General features: G+C 56.4%; 12 protein-coding genes. 2 read left to right on the forward strand and 10 right to left on the reverse strand.

What is annotated here, in order from left to right; all coding sequences use genetic code 11:
- Nucleotides 1–144: 144 nt before the first annotated feature.
- Nucleotides 145–309 (reverse strand): hypothetical protein, encoded by a 165-nt coding sequence (locus tag HFM78_RS14190; RefSeq protein ID WP_287130108.1) that lies wholly within the window; start codon nucleotides 307–309, stop codon nucleotides 145–147.
- A 279-nt stretch (nucleotides 310–588) separates the two neighbouring features.
- On the opposite strand from HFM78_RS14190, the gene psbO reads away from it, so the two are divergent.
- Nucleotides 589–1,344, forward strand: coding sequence for a photosystem II manganese-stabilizing polypeptide (psbO, locus tag HFM78_RS14195; protein WP_287130109.1), 756 nt, complete (start codon nucleotides 589–591; stop codon nucleotides 1,342–1,344).
- Between the two features lie 47 nt (nucleotides 1,345–1,391).
- Here psbO and HFM78_RS14200 read toward each other — a convergent pair whose 3' ends face one another.
- The 8 genes from HFM78_RS14200 to HFM78_RS14235 form a co-directional block, all read right to left on the reverse strand.
- Nucleotides 1,392–1,976 (reverse strand): hypothetical protein, encoded by a 585-nt coding sequence (locus tag HFM78_RS14200; protein WP_287130110.1) that lies wholly within the window; start codon nucleotides 1,974–1,976, stop codon nucleotides 1,392–1,394.
- A 122-nt stretch (nucleotides 1,977–2,098) separates the two neighbouring features.
- Entirely contained in the window at nucleotides 2,099–3,994 is a 1,896-nt protein-coding gene (locus HFM78_RS14205; RefSeq protein ID WP_287130111.1) for a serine/threonine-protein kinase, read from the reverse strand.
- 818 nt (nucleotides 3,995–4,812) lie between these two features.
- Nucleotides 4,813–6,234, reverse strand: coding sequence for a CCA tRNA nucleotidyltransferase (locus tag HFM78_RS14210; RefSeq protein WP_287130112.1), 1,422 nt, complete (start codon nucleotides 6,232–6,234; stop codon nucleotides 4,813–4,815).
- A 67-nt stretch (nucleotides 6,235–6,301) separates the two neighbouring features.
- Complete coding sequence (locus tag HFM78_RS14215) at nucleotides 6,302–7,309, reverse strand: hypothetical protein (protein ID WP_287130113.1); 1,008 nt, start codon at nucleotides 7,307–7,309, stop codon at nucleotides 6,302–6,304.
- Nucleotides 7,310–7,312: 3 nt separating this feature from the next.
- Nucleotides 7,313–7,600 (reverse strand): ATP-dependent Clp protease adapter ClpS, encoded by a 288-nt coding sequence (gene clpS, locus HFM78_RS14220; RefSeq protein WP_287130114.1) that lies wholly within the window; start codon nucleotides 7,598–7,600, stop codon nucleotides 7,313–7,315.
- Between the two features lie 309 nt (nucleotides 7,601–7,909).
- Entirely contained in the window at nucleotides 7,910–8,818 is a 909-nt protein-coding gene (locus HFM78_RS14225) for a phosphate ABC transporter substrate-binding protein (protein ID WP_287130115.1), read from the reverse strand.
- A 3-nt stretch (nucleotides 8,819–8,821) separates the two neighbouring features.
- Nucleotides 8,822–9,487: a PspA/IM30 family protein gene (locus HFM78_RS14230; protein WP_287130116.1), complete on the reverse strand. Its 666-nt coding sequence runs from the start codon at nucleotides 9,485–9,487 to the stop codon at nucleotides 8,822–8,824.
- Nucleotides 9,488–9,564: 77 nt separating this feature from the next.
- Entirely contained in the window at nucleotides 9,565–11,259 is a 1,695-nt protein-coding gene (locus HFM78_RS14235; protein WP_287130117.1) for an FAD-dependent oxidoreductase, read from the reverse strand.
- Nucleotides 11,260–11,278: 19 nt separating this feature from the next.
- On the opposite strand from HFM78_RS14235, the gene surE reads away from it, so the two are divergent.
- Nucleotides 11,279–12,067, forward strand: coding sequence for a 5'/3'-nucleotidase SurE (surE, locus tag HFM78_RS14240; protein WP_287130118.1), 789 nt, complete (start codon nucleotides 11,279–11,281; stop codon nucleotides 12,065–12,067).
- Nucleotides 12,068–12,541: 474 nt separating this feature from the next.
- On the opposite strand, the gene queG is transcribed toward surE, so the two are convergent.
- Complete coding sequence (gene queG, locus HFM78_RS14245) at nucleotides 12,542–13,450, reverse strand: tRNA epoxyqueuosine(34) reductase QueG (protein WP_287130119.1); 909 nt, start codon at nucleotides 13,448–13,450, stop codon at nucleotides 12,542–12,544.
- Between the last annotated feature and the right edge of the window lie 124 nt (nucleotides 13,451–13,574).

Raw genomic sequence — 13,574 nt, forward strand, 5'->3', positions numbered from 1 at the left:
TCTGGATTTTCTGAGTCCACCGGTTGTGAAATAAGAAAGGCCCGACTTAATCCCCCCACGCTCTTGCTGCGCGCATCGGGCCTGCCACTTCTTCTGGAGCTAGTATATACCCAAAAGTTCAATAGTTACCGTTTGAACGGTACATCAACCCATTGCGACATAGCCCCCGTCGCGTCCGTCGCGTCCATCGCGCCCATCTCCGGCTCCCTCAGAACGACGGAAGGAACCCGTTGTCCGCCGACGTAGTTTTTTGACATACTCACGGTTACGCTGTTGCTTTTCTTTACGCAGGTCACGCTTTTTAGCCACAAGACCCCCTGCGGACAGGCACCGTGGACTGGATTAGCACAGATGTCATCAAAACGGTTCTCCTGAATGGATAAAGCCACGGACAGTGCAGGGCCTACCTTGATTTTACTTTGATCCCTGGTCGGGAATCCGGCTGAGCGAGAAATTTTATTTTCCTGGGTTCACCCAGACCGTAATATAGTATAACTAAAGCAACACTCCGCAACATTATTCTCAGCCATGCGAATTGCTGCGGGTCCCGTCCGTAATTAGGTTTTGTCAGCCATGAGGAACACATCTTTGCTGAAGCAACTCCCTATCCTAACCCTGGGGATGTGTGCGGTTATGTTAGTTGGTTGTAGTTCAGACAAGACCATTGGGGCCTCGGCTGACCGTCAATACGACAAGCCCGCCGGTTGTCCCCAGCCGCCCAGCGACGCCCGGGGGGTCCTGACCCTGAGTCCTGGGACCGTCAAAAAAGCCACGAATGTCTGCTTTGAGCCGGTCACTGCCTCCTACGGCGGCAAACCCGCCAAAATCATCTGGGGCAGCACTTCGCCCTTGGGTCCTTTCACCGCCGAACTGACTAATCAGGACGGCAGCCCTGCCTTGGTTGCGGTGCGTGGTCGGACGGGGACACAGATGACCCTCCAACAGGGGAGCGCGCGGATTGCGGTCAACTTCAACGTCAACGCCATGGATGTAAAGAGTGAAGTCAAGACTGCTGACATCAGTACCTCCACCAACTTCAAGGGCTCCGTCACGATCCCGCCTTTGCGTGGCTTGAACTACCTGGATTCACGGGGCCGGGGTTCTGATGTCGGCTACGACGAGGCTCTGGGTCTCTACGCCTCCGAGGGCGAGTACGCTGAGGAAGCGACTAAGGAATCAGCAGAACGCGAAGTGGAAGATGGTGAATTAGAGTTACAGGTTCAGACCGTAGATGTCCAGACCGGGACTGTGGCAGGGAATTTCATCAGCAAACAACCAACGGGCCTTGCCGCACTCAAGGGTGAATTGGAAATCAAGGGCCGTTTCATCGGCACTTTCCAGTAGGTCCAATTAGATAGTTGTTGGGGGGTCAAGCGACCCCCCTTTTTTATTTAGAAGTTGAAGCCCGCGCCGAGAATCAGGTTCACCGTGGTGCTATTGGCGGTGAAGAAACCGAAATTGACCTGACCGAAGGCGGTGATGGCCTCATTGATGCGGATATCAGCTCCGCCCGTCGCCAAAAAAGCTCCGGTATTGCTCCCCGTCCCCACGACCCCGCCAGCCCCTAGAAAGGGAACAACGACTCGGCTCTGACCGGCCTGGATAAAGTCCACGGTCCCGGCTAGAACGAACTGGGAATCAGTGCCCAGCAGGACTGAAGGCCGGAAGGAAACTTCAAAGGCGGAGGCATTGACGATACGGAATTTGCTGACAATCGCCCCGACCGTGGAGTTACCCAAGGGATTAGTACCCTGTCCTCCCAAACCAACCCCGAGTCCAGCCCCGATGTAGTTAATCCCAGGACGTTCAGCAGCGGCCTCACTAGGCGTCGGTAGGGTCGGGTCGGTCGTTGAGGTCTGAGCAATTAGATCCTTGGCTACACCTTTTGGGGCTTCCGGCTGAGCCTGGACATCCATCGTCAGTAAACCGAGAACTAGAGCTGCACCAATAGACCAAGAGAACCCAGCTAGTTTCATTTCAGCTCCTCATGCGATAAGACAGTACACGCGTTTGTTAGGTCATTCCAAAATTGACCCTAGCTAAGATACTAAATCTTTACACTTAGTCCTGTCGTATAGCGGAAGGTAGAGAATTTCGCCTAGGTATTGGTTAGGACTTGAACTGTCCCGAGGGTAGTTCCTCCCGCTAGATACCTGCCATCTTGGGAAAAACTCAAGGATGTGACGGCCTGTCGGATCGGGGAGGCCAGACTGTTGAGCCGTTGCCGAGAAGTCACTACATCCCAGAGATGGACCCCGGCCCCCCATTGACCGGGTAGCCCGCCACAGGCTACCCCCAATAGGTAACCAGCGGGATGGAAGGCCATCGCCGTCACTGGGGCAAGTGGCTGCTGGTTCTGGGCAATGAGCCGGTTCTCGCGGGCTTGCCAGAGTTGGACGGAGCCATCGGCAGTCCCTAGGGCGATTTGCTGGTTATCGGGGTGGACGGTTACCGCCGGGACACTCCGTCCGATATTGAGGCTGAGCAGGGAATGTTCCTGACCCACTTGCCAAAGCCGCACCGTCCCGTCACGACTCCCACTGAGTAGGGTCCCGTCTAGTGCGAAGGCCAAGGCCGTCACTGCTCCCCGGTGCCCCCGAAACGTCCAGTAACAACTGCCGTCATTGAGGGCAATGAGTTTAATCACCGGACGGCCTGCTCCGCCGCGCGCTCCGCCCTCCTCCGAGCCAATCGCCAGGAAGACCCCATCAGGGCTGAAGGCTAGGGCTTGACTCTGACTGGCAAGACGCGACAGGGCATGGTAAATCCGACGAGCTGCAACGTCCCACAGCGAGACCTGTCCCTGGATACTCGCGGTATAGAGAGCCTGCCCATCGGGGCTAAAACATACCGACAGCCGCTCCGAACCATCGGTCGCCAGTGCCCCCTGGCGTTGCCCGGACTCTAGGTCCCACAATAAGAAACCATCTTGAGCCGCACCAGCTAACAAATCCCCGCCCGGTTGGAAAGCCAACGCCGTGACTGGGGTAGTGAGTCCGGTTAAGCTCTGGACAACACGGGGTCTGAGCCAGATTGGGACACTCAGGGCTTTACGGACGGCGAATTCCGGGGGTTGGAGTAGTTTCAAAAATTCGGTCACGGTGGCGGGGCGTTCCTCGACTCTGAGGGCCATCCCGGTGAGGACGGCTTTTTTACAGTGGGGACTAAGCTCAGGACTCAGGTCTACTAACTCATTCCCGAACAAACGGTCCATGGAACCCACGGGAATCTGGGCACTGAGCAAATAATAGGCCGTGGCTGCTAGAGCATAGATATCCGTAAAACTCCCCCGCCGTGCTTGTAGGGCATACTGCTCCGGCGGCGCAAAACCATTGGTCACAATCTGGGTCTGGCGTTGGGTGGTGCCCTCCACAAATTCACGGGCCGCGCCGAAATCAATCAAGACCGCTCGGTCTTCGTGGGTGAGGATGATATTGCCCGGTTTGATATCTCGGTGCAACAAACCCCGGCTGTGGACCTGTTCTAGGGCTGAGCCGACCTGTTGGAGATAGATGATGACCCGTGCTTCGACCAGGGGACCCATTTGGAGGACTGTATCCTCCAAGGTCTGACCGCGCAAATAATCCATGACCATATAGGCCGTGTTGTTCTCCTCAAAACTGTCAAAGACCGAGACGATATGCGGGTGTGCAAACTGGGCGAGTTGGCTCGCCTCCGTCAGGAACTCACGCAACATCTGTTGGACGACCTCACCCTTCAAGGTGGGCGGAGGAATCATGTGTGTGCCGTGACGACTGGAGCCCTGGGGAAAGAATTCCTTGAGGGCCACCGCTCGCCCCAAGTTCAAGTCTGTGCCCTGGTAGGTAATTCCGAAGCCCCCCTCTCCGAGGACTCGCCCGAGGAGGTAACGGCCCTGGCGCAGGGTAGTTCCTTTCGACAAGATATGCAGGGCAATTAGGGCACCACCGCAAGCGACACAGTGGATGGTTCCAGGGGGATTTGCTTGGGCACAGAAGCTACACAGTTCACTCACTAGCACACCGCGTACTCACTCTTCTATAGTTGCCATCGGTGGGGGTATTCTTGACATCCTTAGCTAATCTCTTAACTGCAATTCTTGCCTCGTGTATGACAAAAAACCTAGGGCAAGCGTTCCATACTCCTTTCGGTCAATCAAACATCAATCAAGAATAGCGTGCAACGGTTGAGGGTCTTGCTCTGAATAACACATAGCTGAAACCATGACCCCTGTATTTTCTTGGCGGAGCAGCTACTGTACTGTCAATACAACCGCAGATTGATCTTCGCTCTCCCGCCCGGTCATAAATATGGTTCTGCCCAAACTGATATTATGTCCAAAGCCTGAAGGTGTTCACCCCCTTTTGGTTTTGTTCTCCACGTTTCTTGAGTTTCGTTCTGTGGATCAACAGGACGAATATAGTCGTCAGCTAGCAACCTAGCGATAGAGTACCGTCATTACAGGCATTTATTCAGAAGTACTTGTACTATCGGCTTCGGAAAATCCTACGACAATTATTGAATCTTGACGGTCGCGGTTATTCTGATTGGACCTTGCTCATTGAATGTTCAGAAAAGTCAGTTAAGGCGAGTCTAAGTCTATCAGAGTCGTATAGATATTTGCTCGCTCTTAAAATATACCGCGAAGTATGCGGTGCCAGTGGTATCAGGGGCATAGAGCGTACAGCTCCTGACGATAAGCAATATCAGCAGATGCAAGTGTGCTAAAACCAGCGAGTCTCTCTTTTACGGGAGGAGAAGATCAACCTTGTTCCTGTCCATGGCTATTCTCGCAATGTACAGGCGATAAAACTCGCCTTGTTAGTATCCATTTCACAACTTGCCGTAACAGTGGTCGAGCCAGTCCAGTGCCCCCGCTAGGTCCTGGAATTTACCTTCAATCTGGGCTTCGAGGGCTTGGGCAAGGATTAGTTTGAACTGGGGGCTGGGTGAGAGGCTCCTTTCAATCAGGTGACGGCCCATCAAGAGGGGTTGGAGGGGTTGGTTGTGGACGGCGAGGTGTTCGGCTTGAGCCAAGAGCCATTCCCCGCCTGGGTCCTGGTAACTCAAGGCTTCGGGAGTGGTCCGCCCAAAGTGGTCGGCGCGGGCACAGAGGACTAGCTCTTGAATCGTGGTGTAGGGCGCGAGACGATTAGCGAGACGACGAACCGCGCTGGGGCCAGCCTGTTGGTGCCAGAGCATATGGGGGTGGAGGTGGTTAAGGACCAAGCGCACTACGGCTTCCGTCAAGTCGCGGTTCTCCGTGATGCGTTTGAGCAGGTTACGGCTGGGTTGCTCCCCGGCGACATCGTGGCCCCGTGACCGCCAGTGTCCGTCCTCAAATTGGGTGGTCGGGGGTTTACCTAAGTCATGACACAAGGCCCCGTACATCACCCGTTGGCGGACCTCGGGGGGCGCGGTGTGGGTGAGACGGGCGGCTTGATCTACCACCATGCAAGTGTGGACCCAGACATTCCCCTCGGGGTGCCACTGGGGGTCCTGGGGTACCCCGACGAGAGCCGCGAGTTCAGGGAAGTAGGCGAGCCAACCCACCCGCCGTAACATCTCTAGCCCCAAGCTGGGGTAGAGAGCCTTAGTCAGCAACTTATTGAATTCCTCTTCAATCCGTTCCCGCGAGAGGAATTCCGGGGTCAAGGTACGACAGAGTTGTTCGGTTTCGGGGGCCATGCGGAGGTTAAAACGGGCCATGAACTGGGCTCCCCGCAGGACGCGGAGCGCGTCCTCAGCAAAGGCGGAGCTGACGTGTTTGAGTAACCGTTGGTCCAAGTGGGCGCGGCCTTGATAGGGGTCGAACCATTCCTTTGTTCCTAAGTGCAGACCCATACTATTGATAGTGAAATCGCGGCGGGCGGCGGCTTCCGGGAAGGACATCTCCGGGTCGCCCACCACTGCAAAATCCTGATGGCGGGGTCCCTGTTGACTCTCACGACGGGGCACCGCTACATCGAGGGCCAGTCCTGGTTGGTCCGGCAAGCTCAGTTTGAACACCCCAAAGGACTTGCCCACTTCTAAAAAATTTAACCGTCGCTGACGGGCAAAGTCCTGGAGGGCGGTACGTAATCCTTCGGTGGGGAAGCGGTATATTTCTAGGTCCAAGTCCTTGAGGGGAGCTTGAGACCCGTGGATCTCAGTGATAGCCAAATCCCGCACATAGCCCCCCACCGCCACAACTTGAGCCCCAGTCCGGTGCGACTCTAAGAAGTTGGTCAGGTCTTGGGCATAACTTAGCAACATGAATAGAGCACAGGCGACTCCTCTACTCTAAGAGAATCTCTAGTTTGGCTGCGCTAGACCGTTAGGGCTACTCTCCTACCCACAGGGGAATTTGCTGTTCGGGTAGGGGCGGGATAGTTACTTGATGGACGCGGCATTCAGCGCGACGGGGCGTCTGGGTGTCGTCGTAGGTGTACTTGATTTTGCCAGTCAAGCAGATTTGAGTACCCAGGGGCAGCTGACTGAGTTGGTCTTGATAGATGCGGTCGCTGAAACGGCGACAGATGTAGAGGATACCGTCTTGGCCCTGGATGTGGACACTGTTGCGGCGTTCATCGAGGTCCTGTTCACGGCGTGTCAAGATCCCGACGAGGCGAACTTCTTGCCACTCGGGGGCTTCAGGGAAGTAGAAGAGTTCGCGGTTCTCCTGGTTCAAGACGGCGGCGGGGGTGCGTTGGTTGCCCTGGGCGATGGTTAGCTCTAGGGTATTCAGGTCACTCACCTCGGGACGCAGCAGCCGGACTAACTGATTGAGGGCACGGCGGGCACGGGGGGGCAGGAGGTGCTGGAGGGCTTCTTTATCGGTCGGTTGACCCATACCTAGGGTCTGGAAGACTTCGCCCACGCGCTCAATCAAGCCGAGATACTGGGGTTCCTCGGGTTCGCCAAGCTGGGGCTGGTAATAATCGAGATGCAGACAACGCATTTCGACACTCATCCCGCCCGCCTGGAGAGCCGTCAGGTCATAGGTAGGGATAAAACTCAGGTCCCGGAGTTTAGCGACCTCCGTCAGTAGCTCAATGACCGCTTGGACGACTCGCACCAAGACATCTACGGAAACGCCTTCACGGTCCTGGCGGGTGAAGGTTAGGAGGAGACGGGCTTCCTCGGGCTGAGTGGGCCGGTAGGTATCGAGAACCGCGAGTTCTAGCCGTTGCAGACGGGCCTTGATGGGCAAGGAGATTTCGTCGGATTCCAAAAAAAACTGAGTCTGACGTAGGACCTCACTCAGCAGATCCTGGGGGACGGGCTGCCCGGTGGCGAAGGACTCCAGGCATTCTTGCACTTGTCCTAGCGTTAATTCGGCGGGGTCCATGCCCTAAACATCAGGTTCGATGGTGCTGGTCAGGCCGTGGCTTTTAAGTTGTTCACAATAGAATTCAGCGTGTTCCTGAGCACAGACAATCACCACAGCAACCCCGGCGGTATGGGCTTCCATCATGATCCCGACGGCCTGAGGAGGCTGGAGACGGGGGATGGTCATCAACAGAGCCTCGACGACGTGTTCCATTGAGTTGTGAGTGTCGTTGTGGAGGAGAACTTTGTACTGGGGAGTGAGCTTCTTCTGGACCTCGGACTTGGGCTTCTCCAGGATTTCCGTCGTCATTGCTTCAACCTTTCGCGGACGGTCATAGTCTATCGTTTCGTATCTTAACATTTGTCCAAGGTGATGTTCTCCCGCCGTTAGCCTCAGCTGCTCATGGTAGGACGTACCAGGACCCCTGCCGATATCGTGCCGGACTAGGTGAGGTATCAACATAGAAAAATCCTCCATCGCCCATATTCACACCCAGAAGCACCTATATATGGCGTCCGCCGGGCTCAATATCCAGTGTTTAGACCCCGCGTTTATAACTGTCTTACGGTGTGAGCAACTTCATTAGTACTGCCAAGGATTTTTGTCTAGCTGGACTCATCAGTCGGCTGCCGCAATCACTTTACCCTGTTCGCTCGTGGCAAAGGCGACAAAAGCCTTCGCTGCGTCCGTGGCGTTGGGACCATAGACGTAGTAAAGGGTAGTGATGAGGGGGTAGTTGGGGGAGCCGGGTAACGTGCCATCTACGGCTAGGGCACTGATGGTGGTCTGTTTCCGTGTCTCGCTGTAGTTGGCGTAACCGATACCGTTGGTACCCAACTTCTGGAGCAGCTCAGTGGTGACATCTTTGGGCATGGTTGTCCAGTTGGCCCCACTTCCGAACTCCGCACCGCCGAGGACTGCATCACGGAACTGTTGATAGGTCCCGCTACTGGGATTGCGGTTGACTACCCGTAGGGGTAGGGCGGTACCGCCCACCTGAGACCAGTTATTGACTTTACCCAAGAAAATATCGCGCAGTTGGTCGGTGGTCAAACCCTGATTGAAGGGATTGGCGCGGCCCACCAGGATGGCAATGGCATCATTTTTGACAGGAACGGCGGTGAGACCCTGGGCTGATTCTTCAGCCTTGAGGGGCCGGGAGGAAGCAGCCACGTCTACTTGACCGGCGAGGAGAGCCTTGAGTCCATTGGAGCTACCGTTGGCCTGACCGCTGTACTGGACGCCGCTATAACGAGCAACAAAGGCTTGGCCTAACAATTTATTGAAACGCGCAAGGCTGGTGGAGCCATCCAAGCGCACTGTACTCCCAGCCGCGAGACTGTCGGGCAAGGTGAGGTTGGTGGGAGCCGGAGCGGAAGCTGTACCGGGCGTTGTAGTCGTACCGCCCATCGTGGGCACCGTCAGGTTGCCGCCTGATTGAGCGTAGAAATAATAGCCCGCTCCACCGAGGAGCAGAACTAGCAAAATATAGACAATCGGTGGCGGTCCGCCTCTAGACTGGCTCATCGGTTATCGCTCCGGGGGTAGGGCTTTGGGTGGCTCGAGTTGGGCGAGACGACGGTTAATCTCGTCGTCTAGGGTCATCCGCTGGAGGTCAGCTTCGGTCTTCTCGGCGGGGTTTTCAGAGAGTTCGTTGAAGGCCGCCACCTTCAGGTTTTTACGTTGGACAGCGTTTTTGGCTTCTTCAAATTGGGAGCGGGCCGAGTCAATACTGTAATCGCTGTTGACCTTGGACATCTGGGCTAGGGCCTCGTTAATCTCGGTCATGTCCTTCATGTTTTGCAGGTCGGTTTTGTAGGTTTCGAGCTTCATGCGTTCACGGTTCAATTTTTCTTTGGCCATGGTGACGAATTGCTCCGCCTGTTTGACCTGTTCTTCGAGTTGGGGGAGGACTTGCTCGACTTGGAGTAAGCGGCTCACGGCGAGTCGGGCGGCGTCCTCGTTACCGTTACGCTGGGCGGTTTTGGCCTGGGACTCGTAGAGGTTGTATTCTTTGACTTTCTCTTGGTACTTCTGCTGGGCACGCTGGTAGGCCGCGACCTGGGTGGCGACCGCCTGGGTCAAGCCTTGGACCGATTCTTGCATCGTCCGCAGGGATTCCTCAGCCACTGAAACTGCCACTTTGCCGCCCTCTTCCACGGGCATTCCCCAGAGCCAGTTCCAGCTTCCGACCATGGTTCGTCCCGCTTTTTCACCGAACAGGAAATATATACCTTTCCGAAGCATGGTCTTCTCCATACGTCACTTACTGCTTAGCATACGCCAATCCCAACCTCCCCAATCGCTGAGGCCGCAAACCAGACGCCCTTGGGGTAATAGATTCCCACCACCTGCACTTCCTGTTGGGCCGGGGCATTGGCTAAAAACTCGGCAACGGTGGGCTCTAGGGTGACGAGGGGGACGGCCCCGAGTTCTGGCGTGGCAAAGGTGGACTGAGAACCCGCTACAAAGAGCGTCCCCCGGTAGGACTTGCCTGTCACAACTGCCGGGGTGGGCGAAACCGGGGCCTGTCCATCCGGTGAGTAGGGTCCGCCCTGGAGGATGGCCTGTTGTAGAGCGGGGTAGCGCGGGTCCTGGGAGGTCAGGTTATAAAAAGGCACTACCCCCGCCGGAGCCGTGGGCTCCGTGAGTAAGGCGAATTGCAGGTCCATTACCGGCAGTTCGTGGGGAGACAGACCCCGCTCTACACAGAGGGCCGCCGCGAGTCCCGCCACCTGACCGAGGTTGAGGACCAAGGGTTGTAGACGGGTGGCTCCATTGGCGATATGACTCACCGAGATATTTCTTTCTGTCACCAGTAATCCATCCACGGTGGCGGGGACCAAGGCTCCATAGGGAATTCCGAAGGGGGTACCCGTCCACCGTCCGCCCCAGACCGTCGCCTTACTCGCCACGGGCCAACGATCCCCTGGGTAGTGATGGTCATTGGCGTAGTTCCCAAAGGCAATCCAATCCCGGTCCAAGGCTGCCACCCGTCCCCCCGCCACGGGCAAAATATCAAGCTCCGTCACTGTCTTCAGGCCCACCACCCGGCGGCTCTCTCGGTAATAGGGCTGCTGGGCCAGTCCGCCTGGTAAAAAGGCGGCGGGCTGTAAATCAGGGCCGAATACCTGTTGTAAATAGGTGATGAACTGGCGGGTATGGGCGCGGGCTGCTGCCAGCACGTCTGCCCGTACCCCTGTCACCAAGCGGTCTAAGTCCACGGCGTAATCGTTGCCGTCTTGGGGCCAGTTGACCATATAAAGGTCCGGGGTCAGGGCACCGTAGCTCAACATCCGGGCGGGACTGTGCTGCCGGAAGGTGTTTTGAAATATAGCTGAGGGAACTATTTCAGTCGCCCCACCCGCGCCTTGCAGCAAGGCCACCCAGGTCAGGGCTTGCACGGGATATTTATGATGGAGTTCCCCCAAAACCACCGGGGCACTAGGTTCCTGAAAGATGGCCTGGGTTTCCCAGCCCCAACGGTAGGGCACCCCGCCTAAATGCAACCCATCGCCTAGTTCTGTGGCATCAATGGTGACTTGAGCCGTGATTTCGTAGTCCGTGAAGACCGCTCCTGTCACCCGGTCCCCTTGCCGACGGACCTCAAAAAGTTGTTGTTGGGGCAACCACAATAAGCGGGGCACGAGTTCCTGGACCCAATCGCGGAAAATCCCCTCCCCCACCCTGGGATCGAAGGTAAAAAAGCTCACCCAACTGTGGTGGAGTCCCGTCGTCTGTCGGCGATAAAGTTCCTGGAGGAAAACCCGCCAGAGTCCGGTCTGGAAGCCCATGAGTTCATTGCCATCACAGGCACTCACGCCTTGGGCGGTGAACATCCCCCCGAGCTGACGGTCCTCACCCACCAAAGCCACCCGCACGCCGCGACGGGCACACTGGAGGGCTGCTGCCACCCCCGCTGTCCCGCTGCCAATTACCAGCACCCCCGTCGTGACCTGTTGGCGCACAATCCCTCATAATTAACCCATGCAAATTTTAGTCACTAATGATGATGGGGTCTATGCCCCCGGTATTCGTGCCTTGGCCCATGCCCTCCTCACGGCGGGTCATCAGGTGACGGTGGTTTGTCCCAATCAGGAACGCTCCGCCGCTAGCAGTGCCCTGACCATCAATGACCCCCTGCGCGTCGAACGGGTCCAGGACATTTTTGACCCAGACGTTGCGGTCTGGGCCGTCAGTGGGACCCCGGCGGACAGTGTGAAACTCGGCCTTAACGCGCTCCTCCCGGCTCCCCCCGATGCCGTAGTCTCCGGGATCAACTGGGGACCGAACCTGGGCACGGATGTGTTCTACTCGGGGACAGTCTCAGCGGCGATGGAGGGCTATCTTGAGGGTCTGCCGAGTCTTGCTATCTCTCTCGTCACCCATAATGAGACCCCCGACTTCGCGGCCCCGGCCCGTCTCGTTGCCCAACTAATCGACCATTTACCCCAGTGCCCCCTCGCTGCCCCTTATTTACTTAACGTGAACCTCCCGGCGGTGGCGGAGCTATCTTTGGCGATGGTCCGCTTTACCCGTCTGGGTACTCGCCGTTACCGGGACCTGTTTGAGAAAAGGGTAGACCCACGGGGACGGATTTATTACTGGTTAGCCGGGACCGTCATTGAGGAACCCCCCTCGGACAGCCCGCTGACCGACATCCGCGCCATCACCCAAAAACTCATCCCCATCACTCCCCTCAACTGTGACTTAGGCTGTACCGCGAGTTTGGAAACGATGCAGGCTTCACCGTGGTTAGGGGACCGATCAGAATAAAATACACAAACTCCTCGACACGTTGAAGAAATTGACTAAAGATTTGTTGGTCGGCTTTACTCAATCCATCAAAAGCCAGGAATTCAAGCTGGCTGATGACAGAAATGACAAGCCATTCTGCATCCTGTAATTGCTATATAAGTTTTTGATTACCTTGCAGGAGGGCGATAATATAGCAGTACGGATGGCTGCATCGAGCCTATCATATTGTTCTGGTTTTCCGTCAAGTTTGGACTCTAGGACAATCATGGTTCAATGATAACCCATCGGAGTTTTTTGGAAGTTGTTAACGTTAGACTTGCGTCTGTTTCTAAGAGGCGAAAAGCCGTCCTGAAGGACGGGGCTTTAGACCCATTTTCTTGGTAATCATGGCCCATAGGTGAACGGAAGTTTCTGCCACAGGTTCGCCATCGGTACTGGGGTAAGTTATCGCCTGTAGTTGTATGGGGCTTCCTGTGGGCTTTGGTCTTAATTCTAGCTAGGACGGTGACGGGCGTTGCGGCGGAGGCGGAGGGCTTTGACGCGGCGGAGGGCCATACCCCGGCTCCATGGGTCGAATTCCTCATCGCTAAACTGGGCAAAGCTTATCAAGGGCACGCCCACAGTTCCCGGACGGGGCCAGAAATCGGCAACTTGGGTCAGGGGAGCTTTTTGGTTAAAGGGGCAACAGGTCTGGCAGATATCACAACCCACGACCCAGCCCTCTAGGTCTAGGTCCGGCGGTAACACGGGGTCGGGATTCTCAATCGTGTGATAGGCCAAGCAACGGTTACTGTCCACCACGGCACCGGGTAGAATCGCTCCGGTGGGACAGGCTAGCACACAGCGTTGACAAGTTCCGCAGTGGGCGGTGGTGGGAGGGTCAGCAGTTAGGGGCACGGTGGTCAGTAGCACCCCTAGGAAAACCCAGGACCCAAACTCACGAGTCAAGAGCAGACTGTTCTTCCCAATCCAACCTAGACCCGCCCGTTGTGCCCAGACTTTTTCGTTGAGCGGCCCGGTGTCTACGTACCAACGGTGTTGATGGTCCGGGGCCTGGGTGGTGAGCCAACGGGTCAGGTGTTTTAGTTTGTTGCCCAAGACGCGGTGGTAATCGCGTCCCCGGCTGTAGCACGAAATGTAGGCCGTACCGGGCGGCTGAGGCGAATCGGCAGGAGTTTTGTAATCAAGGGCCACCACCAGCACGGACTGGACCCCAGGCAGGACCCGTTGGATATCATGACGGCGGGGGTCCTCCAGCCAACCCATCGCCCCGTGATAGCCCGCCCCTAGCCACGTAGCTAGGTAATCCTCGCGGTAATCCGCTGTGGCAATGCCTACTTTGGTGAACCCTAGGGCTTGAGCCTGGGCCTTGAGTTCAGTACGCAAACTAGTGGGGTCCACGGGCACGATTTATTCGTGGGATAGTCTATGGTATGCGTTGGGATTTTGGAACTGTGATGTTGACGAAAATTTTCGCTCTGACTTTGGCTCTCGGTTTGTCTGCCCTCCCCCTCTTGGCCCAGCC

It is taken from the genome of Candidatus Cyanaurora vandensis (assembly GCF_013285555.1).
GTDB classification, from domain to species: Bacteria; Cyanobacteriota; Cyanobacteriia; order Gloeobacterales; family Anthocerotibacteraceae; genus Cyanaurora; species Cyanaurora vandensis.